This is a genomic window from Sphingobium sp. B2D3C (genome assembly GCF_025961835.1).
In the GTDB taxonomy this organism is placed as follows: domain Bacteria; phylum Pseudomonadota; class Alphaproteobacteria; order Sphingomonadales; family Sphingomonadaceae; genus Sphingobium.
Genome location: NZ_JAOQOK010000001.1, coordinates 2,039,593 through 2,054,522, shown reverse-complemented (window position 1 = coordinate 2,054,522; position 14,930 = coordinate 2,039,593). Strand labels below are relative to the sequence as shown.

The 14,930-nt window shown below is 63.9% G+C and carries 17 protein-coding genes; 11 read left to right on the top strand and 6 right to left on the bottom strand.

The features are described from left to right. Positions 1-158 precede the first annotated feature (158 nt). Entirely contained in the window at positions 159-893 is a 735-nt protein-coding gene (locus tag M2339_RS09585; RefSeq protein WP_264586792.1) for a PEPxxWA-CTERM sorting domain-containing protein, read from the bottom strand. 663 nt (positions 894-1,556) lie between these two features. Here M2339_RS09585 and rimP point away from each other — a divergent pair. The 7 genes from rimP to M2339_RS09550 all read left to right on the top strand — a co-directional run bounded on the left by rimP (position 1,557) and on the right by M2339_RS09550 (position 8,495). Further along, a complete protein-coding gene (gene rimP / locus M2339_RS09580) occupies positions 1,557-2,108 on the top strand; it encodes a ribosome maturation protein RimP (RefSeq protein WP_264586793.1) in 552 nt (183 codons plus the stop codon). A 5-nt stretch (positions 2,109-2,113) separates the two neighbouring features. Beyond that, positions 2,114-3,721 carry a transcription termination factor NusA gene (gene nusA, locus M2339_RS09575; protein ID WP_181558986.1) on the top strand — a complete coding sequence of 536 codons (1,608 nt, stop codon included), beginning with the start codon at positions 2,114-2,116 and terminating at the stop codon, positions 3,719-3,721. Next, positions 3,721-3,951 carry a tautomerase family protein gene (locus M2339_RS09570; RefSeq protein WP_181558987.1) on the top strand — a complete coding sequence of 77 codons (231 nt, stop codon included), beginning with the start codon at positions 3,721-3,723 and terminating at the stop codon, positions 3,949-3,951. Before nusA ends, M2339_RS09570 begins: the two co-directional genes overlap by 1 nt. 212 nt (positions 3,952-4,163) lie before the next feature. Next, the gene (locus M2339_RS09565) at positions 4,164-4,835 is read left to right on the top strand and encodes a DUF448 domain-containing protein (RefSeq protein ID WP_264584543.1); all 672 of its coding nucleotides are present in this window, start codon (positions 4,164-4,166) and stop codon (positions 4,833-4,835) included. A 67-nt stretch (positions 4,836-4,902) separates the two neighbouring features. Next, on the top strand, positions 4,903-7,482 hold the full coding sequence (gene infB, locus M2339_RS09560) for a translation initiation factor IF-2 (RefSeq protein WP_264586795.1): 2,580 nt from the start codon (positions 4,903-4,905) through the stop codon (positions 7,480-7,482). A 29-nt stretch (positions 7,483-7,511) separates the two neighbouring features. Beyond that, positions 7,512-7,901: a 30S ribosome-binding factor RbfA gene (gene rbfA, locus M2339_RS09555; RefSeq protein ID WP_181558990.1), complete on the top strand. Its 390-nt coding sequence runs from the start codon at positions 7,512-7,514 to the stop codon at positions 7,899-7,901. Positions 7,902-7,967: 66 nt separating this feature from the next. After that, positions 7,968-8,495 carry a DUF2239 family protein gene (locus M2339_RS09550; protein ID WP_264586796.1) on the top strand — a complete coding sequence of 176 codons (528 nt, stop codon included), beginning with the start codon at positions 7,968-7,970 and terminating at the stop codon, positions 8,493-8,495. A 45-nt stretch (positions 8,496-8,540) separates the two neighbouring features. Here the strand turns inward: M2339_RS09550 and M2339_RS09545 are convergent, their stop codons facing one another. The 3 genes from M2339_RS09545 to M2339_RS09535 form a co-directional block, all read right to left on the bottom strand. Next, entirely contained in the window at positions 8,541-8,750 is a 210-nt protein-coding gene (locus M2339_RS09545) for a hypothetical protein (protein WP_264586797.1), read from the bottom strand. Positions 8,751-8,817: 67 nt separating this feature from the next. Then, positions 8,818-9,153 carry a DUF6481 family protein gene (locus M2339_RS09540; RefSeq protein ID WP_181558993.1) on the bottom strand — a complete coding sequence of 112 codons (336 nt, stop codon included), beginning with the start codon at positions 9,151-9,153 and terminating at the stop codon, positions 8,818-8,820. A gap of 105 nt (positions 9,154-9,258) precedes the next feature. Further along, positions 9,259-9,465 carry a cold-shock protein gene (locus M2339_RS09535; protein ID WP_181558994.1) on the bottom strand — a complete coding sequence of 69 codons (207 nt, stop codon included), beginning with the start codon at positions 9,463-9,465 and terminating at the stop codon, positions 9,259-9,261. A gap of 250 nt (positions 9,466-9,715) precedes the next feature. On the opposite strand from M2339_RS09535, the gene M2339_RS09530 reads away from it, so the two are divergent. Continuing rightward, positions 9,716-10,309: a thymidine kinase gene (locus M2339_RS09530; protein WP_264588323.1), complete on the top strand. Its 594-nt coding sequence runs from the start codon at positions 9,716-9,718 to the stop codon at positions 10,307-10,309. A gap of 114 nt (positions 10,310-10,423) precedes the next feature. Then, on the top strand, positions 10,424-10,786 hold the full coding sequence (locus M2339_RS09525) for a DUF6491 family protein (protein ID WP_181558995.1): 363 nt from the start codon (positions 10,424-10,426) through the stop codon (positions 10,784-10,786). An 80-nt stretch (positions 10,787-10,866) separates the two neighbouring features. Here the strand turns inward: M2339_RS09525 and M2339_RS09520 are convergent, their stop codons facing one another. Then, positions 10,867-12,222, bottom strand: coding sequence for an aldehyde dehydrogenase family protein (locus tag M2339_RS09520; RefSeq protein ID WP_264586798.1), 1,356 nt, complete (start codon positions 12,220-12,222; stop codon positions 10,867-10,869). Between the two features lie 118 nt (positions 12,223-12,340). Further along, positions 12,341-13,195: a hypothetical protein gene (locus tag M2339_RS09515; protein WP_264586799.1), complete on the bottom strand. Its 855-nt coding sequence runs from the start codon at positions 13,193-13,195 to the stop codon at positions 12,341-12,343. A gap of 211 nt (positions 13,196-13,406) precedes the next feature. Between M2339_RS09515 and truB the strand changes: the two genes are divergently transcribed. Both truB and rpsO read left to right on the top strand, forming a co-directional pair. After that, positions 13,407-14,405 carry a tRNA pseudouridine(55) synthase TruB gene (gene truB, locus M2339_RS09510; RefSeq protein ID WP_264588324.1) on the top strand — a complete coding sequence of 333 codons (999 nt, stop codon included), beginning with the start codon at positions 13,407-13,409 and terminating at the stop codon, positions 14,403-14,405. Positions 14,406-14,423: 18 nt separating this feature from the next. Next, the gene (gene rpsO, locus M2339_RS09505; protein WP_181558998.1) at positions 14,424-14,693 is read left to right on the top strand and encodes a 30S ribosomal protein S15; all 270 of its coding nucleotides are present in this window, start codon (positions 14,424-14,426) and stop codon (positions 14,691-14,693) included. The last annotated feature ends 237 nt before the right edge of the window (positions 14,694-14,930 follow it).

Genomic DNA, 14,930 nt, shown 5'->3' with positions numbered 1-14,930 from the left:
ACGAGAGCGGCTTGGCGGTAGACCGTTCTATAACAAGAGCTTGGCGCGCGCCGCCCGCCAGAACGCAGCTTGAGTGGCGGGCCTCACCCACGCCCGAGATGCTGACAAAAAAAGGGGAGCCGAAGCTCCCCTTTCTCATATCGACTTTTCCTGAGCGATCAGGCGAAGCTGATGGTCGCGTTGGTCTTGCGACGACGCATGGCGTAGCCGGTGACGGCCAGACCGCAGATCATCATGCCCCAGGTGGCCGGCTCAGGAACCGGAGCCGACGTCTGCGTGACGGCGTAAGTGATACCGTTGACCTTGAAGCTGTCGTTGCTCTGCCTGTCATTGAAGGCGGCAGCCACGTAGAACAGGTTGCCGGACAGATTGTTCGGATTGATATCACGGTTCTGGTCCTGACCGTTGCCGCTCGAGTAAATCGAGGTGCCGAACAGCGACGTGAACGTGGAATAGTTCGCGATCGTGAACGTGCTGTTGAAGGCCACGTTGGTGCTGCCGATAGCATAATTGATGTCGGTGTCGCCGAAGCTCACGAGGCCGATCTTATCGACGGTGACCATCTTGTCGAACTGGAACACCAGAATGTCCGTATAGCCGTTATTGTCGACCGTGTGCGAGTCGTCGTTGGGGCCATTGAGGACACCGAGGCCAGGCGTGTAGGCGCCGACGGCAGCCTTCGACAGGGTCGTGTCGTTGAGGCTGTAAGCCGTAACTTCCAGCTTGGTGCCGTCCGAGCCCGTGTAGGTGCGCACGTTGCCGATGGAGCCGTCGCTATTGCTGCCGCTGGTCAGCAAGAAGGTGGCTGCCGAGGCGGAAGCCGGCAGCATTGCCGTCGCGGCAATGGTGGCAGCCGACAGCAGTACGGCTTTCCTGAAAGACTTGTGAAACATGATCTATAACTCCCACAGATATTAACTTTCAGGTTTTGCCCCCGCAAATGCGTGCGCCCATGACGGGAGGCCGGTAATCCGGCTCCATCTGGCGCTTTGCATCTGTCAAAGGTCACCCCACCTGAGGTCTTGCAGATATCTTTTCCGTTTCAGTCCTGTCAAAGATGTTGATGATCGGTTAACCATCCAATGTGACCCGAAATTGAACAGTTCACTGGCGCGAGGGCGGCGTTCGACTACGAAGATCGCGTCTAAACCTTTCAATCTTAGGGTTTCTCTGCAAATGGGCTCGTGGCGTCATGCGCGATCAAAAAGTTCCCTCAAATACCGTCGGACGGCATCTTCGCCGCCCGAAGTAGCGTTGCCGGGGGCAATCGGCCCGGACGGGGCCGGCACCTGAGGCAGCGACAGAGTCAGGCGCTTTCCACCGGGTGCAAGTTCCGGTGAGGTTCGCCTGCCTCTTCCCTTGAAGCTTCAAGGTGCGGCTCGCTGCAATCCCGCTCGCGGCGTTTGCCATGCAGCTTGCCTTCAACTGCGACTCCGCCTATATGGCCCTTGCTTTCCTGACATCGTTGCGAAGTTGGGGTCGGCGCCGAAAGGGGCCGGCGGCGAAACCCTGTCGCGTGTCCATGTCCGGGCGAGGCGCAGGCATAGGGAGTGCGAATGAGCGATATTGCGCGGATCGAGACGGTTGTTGCGTCGGAGGCAAAGGCTCTGGGGCTCGATCTCGTGCGCGTGCTGCTCTTCGGCCAAGGCGATGACCGGACGCTGCAGATCATGGCTGAGCGGCCCGATACGCGCCAACTCAACATCGATGATTGCGCCAGCCTCTCGCGCCGCATCTCGGACAAGTTCGATGCGCTGGAAGAAGCGGGCGATGTGCTCATCGAGGACGCCTATCGTCTGGAGGTCAGCTCGCCGGGTATCGACCGGCCGCTCACCCGCCTCAAGGACTACAGCGACTGGGCCGGGCATGAGGCACGCGTTCATTTCGTGACGCCCATGGAGGATGGCCGCAAGCAGGTGCGCGGCATTCTTGCGGGCATCGAGGGCGAGCAGGTGCTGGTCGATGATCCCAAGGCCGGCCGCATCGTCGTGGACTTTGCCAATATCGACAGCGCCAAGCTGATGCTGACCGATGCGCTGATTTCTGCTACTGTCCCGCTCTCCACCGAGGGCACGGACGAAATCGTCACCCAGGAACAGGAAGACTGACTCTCATGGCCAACGCCATTTCCGCCAACAAGGCCGAGCTGATTGCCATTGCCAATTCGGTGGCAAGCGAGAAGATGATCGACAAGGCCATCGTCATCGAGGCGATGGAAGACGCGATCCAACGGTCCGCGCGGGCGCGCTACGGTGCCGAGAACGACATTCGCGCCAAGCTCGATCCCGAGACCGGCGACTTGCGCTTGTGGCGCGTCGTCGAAGTGGTCGAGGTGGTCGAGGATTATTTCAAGCAGGTCGACCTCAAGGCCGCGCAGAAGCTCCAGAAGGATGCCGTTATCGGCGACTTCATCGTCGATCCGCTGCCGCCCGTCGACCTTGGCCGCATCGACGCACAGAGCGCCAAGCAGGTGATCTTCCAGAAGGTGCGCGATGCCGAGCGTGAGCGCCAGTTCGAGGAATTCAAGGATCGCGTGGGTGAGATCATCACCGGCGTCGTCAAGTCGGTCGAGTTCGGCCATGTGGTCGTGAACCTTGGCCGTGCCGAGGGTGTGATCCGCCGCGACCAGCAGATCCCGCGCGAAGTCGTGCGCGTCGGCGATCGCGTTCGCGCGCTGATCCTCAACGTGCGCCGCGAGAACCGTGGTCCGCAAATCTTCCTCAGCCGCGCGCACCCCGATTTCATGAAGAAGCTGTTCGCGCAGGAAGTGCCCGAAATCTACGACGGCATCATCACCATCATGGCCGCTGCCCGCGATCCGGGCTCGCGCGCCAAGATCGGCGTGATCAGCCGCGATAGCAGCATCGATCCGGTCGGCGCCTGCGTCGGCATGAAGGGCAGCCGCGTGCAGGCCGTCGTGCAGGAAATGCAGGGCGAGAAGATCGACATCATTCCCTGGAGCGAGGACACGGCAACCTTCGTCGTCAACGCCCTCCAGCCCGCTCAGGTCGCCCGCGTGGTGATCGACGAGGAGGAAGAGCGCATCGAGGTCGTGGTGCCTGACGACCAGCTCAGCCTCGCCATCGGTCGTCGCGGCCAGAATGTCCGTCTTGCCAGCCAGCTCACCGGCAAGGCCATCGACATCATGACCGAGGCGGACGCGAGCGAGAAGCGTCAGCGCGAGTTCGTGCAGCGCTCCGAGATGTTCCAGAACGAGCTGGATGTGGACGAGACGCTCTCGCAGCTGCTGGTGGCCGAAGGCTTCACCGAGCTGGAGGAAGTCGCTTATGTCGGCATCGACGAGCTGGCTTCCATCGAGGGCTTCGACGACGAGCTGGCGCAGGAGCTGCAGAGCCGCGCGCAGGAAGCGCTGGACCGCCGCGAGGCCGCTGCGCGCGAAGAGCGCCGTGGTCTTGGCGTCGACGATGCGCTGGCCGAGATGCCCCACCTCACCGAGGCCATGCTGGTCACGTTGGGCAAGGCCGGCATCAAGACGCTGGACGATCTCGCCGATCTCGCCACCGACGAGCTGGTGGCCAAGAAGCGCAACGACCCGCGTCGCCGCCGCGAAGTCTCCGAGGATAAGGGCGGCATTCTCGCCGAATATGGCCTGAGCGAAGAGCAGGGCAACGAGATCATCATGGCGGCCCGCGCGCACTGGTTCGAAGACGAGCCCGCTGCAGAGGGCGCCGCTGAGGATGAAGTGGAAGGCAACGCCTGATGCCCTATGTGAAGATCGAGGTGATCGAAGGCGTGACGCGCGAACAGAAGGCGGCTCTGGTCGCCGATGTTACGCGTTCGCTGGTCGATCGTCTCGGCAAGCGGCCCGAGCAGGTGTTCGTCGTCATCGATGAGGTGTCGGCGGACAACTGGGGTGCTGCGGGCATCCTCGTTTCCGAGCGGGAAGCCGCGCAAAGGGAGGTCGCCGATGCTGCGAACTCCTCCCAATGAGAGGCTGAGGCTTCCAATCATCGCTGCGCGCCCGGCTGCTCCTGCTGAAGCGGGGGGCTGGACTGTGCTAAACGAGAAAATGCTCATCCATCCCGTTCGTGTCGAGCGAAGTCGAGACACGCGAGCGCAGTCCTATCGTGGCTCGACTTCGCTCGACACGAACGGAAGTTTGGAGGCGATGGTCTTAGACGGGCAACTCACAGGAGGTGCCCATGTCTGAGCGTCGTTGCATTCTCTCCAGCGAGCATGGCGATCCCGCCGCGCTGGTCCGTTTGGCTATTTCGCCCGATGGCGACGTATTGCCGGATGTCCGCGCGCGGGCGCCGGGGCGCGGCGCCTGGCTGGGTGTCGATCGCGCGACGCTGGAGGAGGCCATGGTCAAGGGCCGGCTGCGCGGCGCATTGGCGCGGGCGTTTAAGGGTGAGCCGCTTACCGTGCCGGACGATCTGGCCGAGCGGATCGCGGTTGCGTTGCGCGATGATTTCATGGCGCGGCTGGGGCTGGAGGCCAAGGCTTCCAATCTCGCCACCGGTTTCGACAAGATCGATGTCGCGGCCCGGCGCGGACAGGTCCGCATGCTGCTCCACGCGGCGGATGCCGGCGATGACGGGGTGCGCAAGCTGGATCAGGCGTGGCGGGTTGGCGAGGAGCGGGAAGGCGAGGAATTTGCCGGCACACGCTTGCCGGTGGACCGCGACGCCCTATCTATGGCATTGGGCAGAAACAATGTCGTCCATATCGCGGTGACAAACGCTGCTGCGGCAGGCCGCCTGTCCGGTCTGCTCGGTCGCTGGCAAAACTATCTGGGATGCGCTAACGCGGCGCCGAGCTCCGGTTCGGCAGTCGTCAGGCATATGGACGATGATCCCGCGCCTCTGGCGTGAGGACGAACGACTCGGGTCACCTCTGCGGGGGTGCGCCGGATGGAAGATGAAGGGTTAGATTGCGTCGATGAGTGACAATAGGGAAGACAAGCCGACTCTGGGCCGTAAACCGCTTGGTCTCAAGCGGACGGTCGAGGCCGGCCAGGTGCAGCAGAGCTTCAGCCACGGCCGGAAGAATACGGTCGTCGTTGAGGTGAAGCGCCGTCGCGTCATCGGCAAACCCGGTGAGGCAGAGACGGCGCGGGCCGTGCCCGAGCAGGCCGCGCCCGTCGCGCCGCCGGCACCGCCGACGCCGCCCGCTGCCCGTCCTGCGCCGGCCCCGGCGCCGGCACCGCGCGCCTCCTCGACGGATAGCCTGATGAGCCGGCAGGAGCTGCAGGCCAAGCTGCTGCGCGAGGCCGAGGAAGCCCGCATGGCCGCGCTGGAAGATGCGCGCCGCCGTGAAGAGGCCGCCCGTCTTGCCGCGACCGAGGAAGAGAAGCGCCGCGCTGAGGACAATCGCCGCGCGGAGGAAGAAGCCGAGCGCCAGCGCCAGGAAGCAGAAGCGAAAGCTACCCAGGCGCCGGCGCAAGAGGCTGCTCCGGCGGCACCTGCGGCTGCAGAGACCGCGGCACCTGCCGAAGAGGCTCCCAAGGCCGCGACTGGCGCGACGCCCGAGCGTCCCGCGCCCCGTCGTTTCACGCCTGTGGCCGCGCCGGTCATCAAGCGTCCGGAACCGGCCAAGGTCGAGCGCAAGAAGGGTGGCGACGATCGTCGTCAGGCCGGCAAGCTCACCGTTAATCGCGCGCTCGCCGATGATGACAGCGCCCGCGCGCGCAGCCTAGCCGCGCTGCGCCGTGCCCGCGAGAAGGAGCGTCGTTCGCACTTCTCCGGGTCGTCACAGCCGCGCGAGAAGCAGTCGCGCGATGTCATTGTGCCAGAGGCGATCACCGTTCAGGAACTCGCGAACCGTATGGCCGAAAAGGGCGCGGACCTCGTCAAGTCGCTCTTCAAGCTTGGCATGGCGGTCACCGTCAACCAGACGATCGATCAGGATACGGCTGAGCTGCTGGTCGAGGAATTCGGCCACCGCATCCAGCGCGTCTCCGATTCCGATATCGAGATCGATACCGCGAGCGACGTCGACGCTGCGGAATCGCTGGTCACGCGTCCCCCGGTCGTCACGATCATGGGTCATGTCGATCACGGCAAGACCTCGCTGCTCGATGCCCTGCGCGGCACCGATGTGGTGGCGGGCGAAGCGGGCGGCATCACCCAGCATATCGGCGCCTATCAGGTGAAGACCAAGGGCGGTGAGATCATCACCTTCCTCGATACGCCGGGTCACGAAGCGTTCACCGAGATGCGCGCACGCGGCGCCAACGTTACCGACATCGTGATCCTGGTGGTCGCGGCGGACGACGGACTGATGCCGCAGACCATCGAGGCGATCAACCACACCAAGGCCGCCGGCGTGCCGATGATCGTGGCGATCAACAAGGTCGACAAGCCGGACGCCAATCCGCAGCGGGTGCGCGAGCGTCTGCTCGAGCATGAAGTCATCGTCGAGGATATGGGCGGCGACACGCAGGACGTGGAAGTCTCCGCGCTCAAGCGCACCGGCCTCGATGACCTAATCGACAAGATCCTGCTGCAGGCCGAACTGCTGGAGCTGAAGGCCAATCCCGAGCGCGCCGCTGAAGGCACGGTCGTGGAGGCGCAGCTCGACAAGGGCCGTGGTCCGGTCGCGACGATCCTCGTGGGTCGTGGCACGCTCAAGGTCGGCGATATCTTCGTCGTCGGCGAGCATTCGGGCAAGGTCCGCGCCATGGTCAACGACAAGGGTCAGCAGGTGAAGGAAGCTGGGCCTTCGGTTCCGGTCGAGGTGCTTGGCCTTGCCGGCGTGCCGATGGCGGGCGACCAGCTCAGCGTGGTCGAGAGCGAGGCGCGGGCCCGCGAGGTTGCGGCCTATCGCCAGGAGCTGGCGACGCGCAAGCGCACCACGGCGGCCCCGACGAGCTTCGAGCATATGTTCTCGGCGCTCAACACGCAGGTTATCGAATATCCGGTCGTCATCAAGGGCGACGTGCAGGGCACGGTGGAAGCGATCATCGGATCGCTCACCCGCGCCTCGACGGACGAGATCAAGGTGCGTGTGCTCCATTCCGGTGTCGGCGCGATCACCGAGAGCGACGTGACGCTGGCCGCCGCCAGCCGTGCGCCGCTGATCGGCTTCAACGTGCGTCCCAATGCCAAGGCGCGTCAGCTTGCCGAGCGCGACAAGGTCTCGCTGCGTTATTATGACGTGATTTACGACCTCATCGAGGAAGTGAAGCGCGAAATGGCCGGCCAGCTTGCGCCGGAGCGCATCGAGACGGTCATCGGTGCCGCACAGGTCCTGCAGGTCTTCCCGGCCGGCAAGAAGGACAAGGCGGCTGGTCTTCTGGTGCAGGATGGTGTCATCCGCAAGGGCGTCAACGCACGCCTCACGCGCGACAATGTCATCGTCTCGGCAACTACCATCGCCTCGCTGCGGCGCTTCAAGGACGACGTGTCCGAAGTGCGGGCCGGCATGGAGTGCGGTGCGGTGCTCGAGAACACCAACGACATCAAGGTCGGCGATACGCTCGAGCTCTTCGAAGTCGAGGAACGCGCACGGACGCTCTGACGTCCGGCGCGCCGCGAAGGAGGTAAGTCATGAGCGGTTCGGGGGAACCTTCCGTCCGGTTGCTGCGGGTGGGGGAGCAGGTGCGCCATGTGCTGGCAGACGTGCTCCAGCGCGGCGACGTGCATGACGATGTGCTCGCCAGTCACGTCGTGACGGTGACGGAAGTGCGCATGTCGCCCGATCTGCGCCATGCGACGGTGTTCGTGAAGCCGTTGCTGGGGCGGGATGAAGAGGTGGTGCTCAAGGCGCTGCGCACCAACACCGCCTATCTGCAGCGCGAAGTCGCCAAGCGCGTGAAGATGAAGTTCGCCGCCAAGCTTAAATTCCTCAGCGATGAGAGCTTCGAGGAAGGCAGCCACATCGACGCGATCCTCCGCTCCCCCAAGGTGGCGCAGGATTTGGACGAGGATGAAGAATAATATCCGGGTTTAATTGACTCGATTAATATCCGGGTATAAAGGCAGCTCCGAACAGGAGTACAGCCGATGAAAACCTATACCGCCTTTGCCGGCGATCTCTGGATCGCGAGCGGCCCCCGCGATCATATCGCTGAGACGATCCGAACGCTGGCACCGATGCCGCGCGCCTCTGATCTATTGATCTTCGACGATGAAACCGGGGTTCAAGTGGATGTCGACATCAGCGACACAGCGCTCGCTGCTGCCCCTGACGCCACAGAGGCGCGGGGGCGCGGTCGGCCCAAGCTCGGCGTGACCGCGCGCGAAGTGACGCTGCTGCCGCGCCATTGGGATTGGCTGGCCCTGCAGCGCACAGGCGCATCGGCGGTGCTACGGCGGCTGGTCGATCAGGCGATGAAAGCGCAGCCCCCGGCCGAAGCAGGGCGGGATGCGGCCTATCGCTTCCTGTCGGCCATCGCCGGCGACAAGCCGGGCTTCGAGGAGGCCATTCGCGCGCTCTACGCTGACGATCAACCGCGTTTCACGGCACTCGCGGCCGATTGGCCGGTGGGCATCCGGGATCACGCGATAGGGCTTGCCTGGCCGGGCCGATGATCGGGGGTTGCAGTCTGCCCTAGAGGGGCGGACTGCTGCACGCCGTCATTTGGTGGCGTATTGCCCCGGCTCGGCCTTGAACGTGTCACGCGCGAAGGCGCGGGCCTGGGTAGCCGTGCGGAAGATCTCGTCCTGCAAGCTGGAGGTGACGAGCGGGTAGCCCTGCGAGTTGTAGCGCGTCTCGCGCACCGTTAGGCGGAAATTGCCGCCATCGTCCTTGGTGATGAGGAAGGGTTTGATCGTCTCGCGGCTCATTATCGGCTCCCGGCGGAAAGGGGGGTGAGTGAAGTCTGCGCGGAGCGGAACCGCGCAGGCCCACATCTTATCGGTTCTTGCGCGCGAGGTAGCGCGCGTCGCGGGCGGCCTTGCGTTCGGCTTCGGTAAGTTCGGGCTTTTTCTTTGCCTCTTTGGCTGCCTTTGCAGCGGCGGCTTCCTCAGCCTTGGCCTGCTTGGCGGCCTTGCGCTCTTGCGCGGCCAGCCGGGCCAGGCGATGCTTTTCCTGCTGGGCAGCTTCCTGTGCCTGTGCGGCGGCGGCGCGGGCAGCAGCGACTTCCGGATCGACCGGCGCGCGCGTGCGCAATTTTGCCATCACTTCGTTGCGGGCATCGGCTGCGGCAGCAATGCGTGATTGAAAGTCCGGCTCTTTGTATTTTTTCATGCGTAGAATTCAGCTCCGTTTCGCCACTTCGGGCGAGGAGGCCGGGCGACGATGCCGCCCGGCCCTGTATCTTCAAACTGCCCGGTCGTCGGGCAGCCCTTTTCTTCAGACAGCCTGAAGGTTCACGGCCGAAGCCTTGCCGCGCTTGTCATTTTCCAGTTCGTAGGAAATGCGCTGATCCTTCTGCAGGGTGTGCATGCCGGCGCGCTCGACAGCCGAGATGTGCACGAAGGCGTCATTGCCGCCGTCTTCCGGCGCGATGAAACCATAGCCCTTGTCGGCATTGAAAAACTTGACTGTTCCGATGGTCATATTGGGTATCCTTGTTCCCAAATGGTAATCGGGCACGCGCGATGCATTCGCGCGTCCCGGCTTCGTGAGGCTAGATGGGGACAAAGGGGGACGCTGAAGCGGTCCGATATCCGTCAAAGGCGACGTTAAGCCCGTATGGTGTAGCACGATGGCGTTGGAATAGAAAGCGAAAGGGCCGGTCATGGCCGGGCGGGGCCTGCGCGGGGTCTCCCCGCTTGTCGAAAAGGCGCCGCGCAGGCAAAGCTGCGGCATGGCCAAGCTCTATTTCTACTACGCCTCGATGAATGCGGGGAAGTCCACCAATCTGCTGCAGGCGGACTTCAATTATCGCGAGCGGGGCATGGCGACGATGCTGTGGACGGCGCAGGGGACAGCGCGGGAGGGTGATAATGAAACAGTGGACAGCATCGGCAGCCGGATTGGGCTGCGCGCTGCCGCCCACAGCTTCGATGCCATGACCGATCTGCACGGGCGCATTCAGGCGGCGCATCTTGAAGGGCCGATTGCCTGCGTGCTGGTCGATGAGGCGCAGTTCCTCTCGCCGGAGCAGGTCTGGCAGCTCGCCCGCGTGGCCGACGAGCTCGGTATTCCCGTCCTGTGCTACGGGCTACGGACCGATTTTCAGGGCAAGCTTTTCCCGGGCTCGGCGGTGCTGCTCGGCATTGCCGATACGCTGGTCGAGCTCAAGGCGGTCTGCCACTGCGGGCGCAAGGCGACGATGAACCTGCGGGTGGACGAGCGCGGCGAGGCGGTGCGGGAAGGCGCGCAGACGGAGATCGGCGGCAATGATCGTTATGTCGCGCTGTGCCGGCGGCATTTCAGCGATGCGATGCGGCGATACTAGAGTTGCGATGAAGCGATATCACGCAGCGCCGAACGGTTCATCGCCGCTTCACGCGCGTCATGCTATCGTAACGCCATGATCCGGACTCACATCATTATCGGAAGGATGCACGCCATGACCCATTTTAGAAAAGCGATGCTGGCAAGCGCGCTGCTGCTGGCTGGTGCGCCCGTCATTGCCCAGCCGGCCGCGCAGGGCGGCGCCGGCAAGGAAGCGTCGATCCCCTTTGTCGACCAGCGCGGCATTCGCGATTGGCAGGCGGTCAGTGACGATCAGATTTATGTGCAGGCCAGTGGCGGGCAATGGTATTTGGCAACACTGATGACCGGCGCACCGGACCTGCCCTTTGCCCAATCCATCGGCTTCGAGACCAAGGGCCTCGATCGGCTCGACCGGTTCGGCGCGATTGTCGTGGCCGGCACGCGCTACCCGCTCAAATCGCTTGTCGAGAGCGGGCCGCCCCCGAAGAAGAAGTAAGCCCGCTCGCCCGTGGCGGGCGGGATGCGGGAGCGGAGAGGGGCTGCCCCTCCGCTCCGCACAAATGTTCAGCCCGCGTTTCAGGCGGCCGTCTGGTGGATATACACCGCGCGCTCGTGGCTGAAGGCCTTGAAGCCGAAATAGCCATGATAGCTGCCCATGCCGCTGCCATTGACTCCGCCGAAGGGCAGGCGGTTCTCCAGATAATGCGAGAAGACCCCGTTCACGGTCACGCCGCCTGACGAGGTGCGATTGAGGATCTTCTGCACATTGGCTTCGTCATTGCTGTAGACATACAGCGCGAGCGGCTTGTCACGCTCCTCGATGTAGCTGATCGCCTGATCGAGATTGTCGTACGTCATGACGGGCAGGATGGGCGCGAAAATCTCTTCCTGCAGGATTTTCATCTGCGGATTGACGTCGGTCAGCATAGTCGGGTGGATGGTGCGGTCTTCCGCCTCCAGCACGCCGCCCGCGGCAACGGTGGCGCCCTGCGCCACGGCATCGTCGAACAGGCCTTTCACGCGATTGAAGTTGGCCTGATTGACGACCTGGGCGATGCCTTCCTTCTTGATCTGGCCGTTCTCATAGAGATTCTTCTCGACGTTCGCCTTGAAGCCCTCGACCAGCTTTGCCTTCTGGTCTTCCTTCACGAACACATAGTCCGGGCAGATGCAGGCCTGGCCGCCATTGAACTGCTTGGCGCCGGCGAGATCGGCCGCGATCTTCTCGACGTCCGCACCCTCATCGATGATGACCGGCGACTTGCCGCCGAGCTCCAGCGTGACGCTGGCGAGATGCTTGGCGGCGGCGGTCATCACGATCTTGCCGACCCGCGTGCTGCCGGTGAAGAAGATGTGATTGAACGGCAGGTCGAGCAGCGCGGTGGCGACGCTGACATCGCCCTCGAACACGACAACCTCATTCTCCTCGAAGACCGACTTCACGATCTTGGCGGCAACCTTCTCGGTGGCGGGGCAGAGATCAGTGAGCTTGAGGATGCAGCAATTGCCGGCCGCGACGGCAGCGGCAAGCGGGCCGAAGACGAGACCGAGCGGGAAGTTCCAGGGGCCGAGGATCAGGCAGACGCCGCGCGCTTCATAGATGATCTGGGCGCGGTCGGTCTCCACCTTGGAAGGTGTGACTTCGGTCGGCTTCATCCAGTCATCGAGATTGTCGAGAATGAGCTGGATGTTGCCGAGGATGTTCAGCACTTCCGTCACGCGGATTTCCGGCTCGGGCTTGCGGGTATCTTCCAGCACCGCCGCGACGATCTCGTCCGCGTGGGACGCGACCGCGTCCTTAAGCTTGGTCAGCTTCAGGCGACGCTCGGCAGCGGTGGTGGCTTTGACATTCCACTGGTTCGCCTTTTGCAGGGCAAAAACGCGGGCAATGTCATCGGAGATCTGGGAAGCAGTCTGCTGGGTGCCGGTCATGGATCACTCGCCTATATTGGATTGTGGAAGGAATGGCGCCTTGTAGAGGCTTCACGCGCTGCAAGACAAGGCGCTGGTGGCGTCCGCAAGATTTTTTGACAGAGTCATTTCCGGTCGATCACGGCCTGCCCGCAGCACCGGTAGGACGCTGCTCGTATGAGATTCGGATGCGCACCCATTGGCCGACCAGTACCTTGCCACCGACACGGGGCGGGCGCACGCGGAACTGCCATGCGGCGGCCAGAATCGCGCGGTTGATGTCCGATCCGTTGGGATATTCTGCCACCGGCACGCAATCGGCCACCCGATAATCGGCAACCGTGCGGCAGGCAATCATGCCCCAGCCCTGGCTGCGCGCTGTGGAGAGATAGCCGCGCAATTCCTCGGGATAGGGCTCGCGATACCAGCTTGCCGCGTAGAGCGGTTCGCCATTGGGGCCAGTGCCGTCGACCAGCGGTGTATCGGCTGGTTGTCCGGTGTTCGGCGGACCCATGGGCGCTGCCGGGCGGGCGGGGGCCGGCGGGGCGGGGGCGGCCGGGCGGATCGCGCGAAGATCGACAGCCGCCATCTGGTCCGGCTTCATCTCGATGAAGGCGGGCTTGCGCGGCGCCGGCGGTGTGACGATCGGCTTTGGCTCGGGCTGCTTGGGCGGCTGCGGTGGGTCGGGGACCGGCTCGGGTTGTTGTTCTGGTTCGGGCTTGGCCTCCTCGGGAACCGGCTCGGGTTCAGCCTGCTCCGGCTCGGTCTGTTCAGGTTCGGGTGCCGGGTCGGGCGGAATCGCGACGTCGAATGTCAGGACATTTTTGTCGGGCGCTTCGCGGGCTTCGAAAGGGGAGGGAGCAAAGGCGATGAGCGCCAGCACGATCAGTCCCTCGACCGCCAATGCGAGGAGAAACGCCGTCGCGCGCTCGCCAAACCGGCTCCGGGCCCGGCCGGTCAAACGCTGGAAGCCGGAGCGGATGCTGTAAATCAACGGACCTCAACTGCATTGGCACCGGACTGGGCGTGGCGGGCGGGGCGCAATCCACCCTTGCGCCTATAAGCATGCCTATGGCTACAATATGAACAGATCAAGGCACGCGCGGCGGCCCTTGCGGCCAGCGGGGCCTGACAGGCGCTATATGCCTCGCTATGGGCAGCCGATGACTGCTTCCGACACCATGCCTGAGACCGGGCCCGCGCCGCTGCATGGCTGGCTGATCCTCGACAAGCCGCTGGGCCTTGGCTCCACCCAGGCGGTGAGCGCCGTCAAGCGCGCGCTGCGCGAGGCCGGCTTGCCCAAGGCGAAGGTCGGCCATGGCGGTACGCTCGATCCGCTGGCGACAGGCGTGCTGCCGGTGGCGGTGGGGGAGGCGACCAAGCTGGCCGGGCGGATGCTGGACAGCGACAAGGTCTACGATTTCACGATTTGCTTCGGCGCGCAGACCGACACGCTCGATCTGGAGGGCGCGGTAATCGCGACGTCCGATGTGCGGCCGACCTTGACGCAGGTAGAGGGGGTGCTGGCGCAATTCACCGGCCCGATCGAACAGGCCCCGCCCGTCTACAGCGCAATCAAGGTGGACGGCCAGCGCGCTTATAACCGGGCGCGGGCGGGCGAAGAGGTGGAGATGAAACTGCGGGCGGTGACGGTGCATGGTCTCTCGGTCAACGCCGCCCCATCCGTTCGTGTCGAGCGAAGTCGAGACACCGCGGAGCTGGGCGAAGGCATCTCGACTTCGCTCGATGCGAACGGGACGGGGGGAGGCCTCAAGGATGAGCAGGCCGCCCGCGAAACCCTTGCGTCCATCACCCTCACTGCCCATGTTTCGAAAGGCACCTATATCCGCAGCCTCGCGCGGGACATCGCGCTGGCGCTCGGTACGGTCGGGCATGTGACGATGCTGCGCCGGGTAAAGGCCGGTCCGTTCACCTTGGATCGGGCTATTTCACTGGACATTCTGAGCGATGCTGGTAAAGGGCGCGCCATTGCGCAGCATATGCTGCCATTGACGGCAGGGCTGGACGACATCCCGGCTCTCCCCGTCACCTCGCAGCAGGCGATGGCCTTGAGACAAGGCCGGACACTGCCCGGGGACCCTCGCAAGCAAGGGCTCATGCTGGCAGCCGAGGGCGATACGCCTGTGGCGCTGGTGGAGGCTTTGGGCCCGGAAATCCGGGTCGTGCGGGGCTTCAATCTCTGATTTTGGAAAGGAATGACGATGTCGATTACGGCTGAACGCAAGGCGGAACTGATCAAGGACAATGCCCAGCAAGAGGGCGATACCGGTTCGCCGGAAGTGCAGGTTGCGATCCTCACGGAGCGCATTTCCAACCTCACCGAGCACTTCAAGGGCCACCACAAGGATAATCACAGCCGCCGCGGCCTGCTGATGATGGTCAACAAGCGTCGTTCGCTGCTCGACTATCTCAAGAAGAAGGATGCGGGGCGCTATACCGCTCTCATCGCGAAGCTCGGCCTTCGCAAGTGACCCAATCGTTCGGCCCGCTTCGGCGGGCCGTTTACGTATTGCGTCACCCCCGCGCATGCGGGGATCCAGCACGAGACAGGCGCGGGAGCGCCGTCCAAGGCTGGGATGACAGAACTGGACTCCCGCTTTGCCGGGAGTGACGAGGAGGGGATGGCACTTCGGCCAACCTCTTTGTGGGACGCAAGACTAGTCCCGAACCGCCGCGGGCCGGCTTAGCCCGCACTGCAGCCCCGCCGC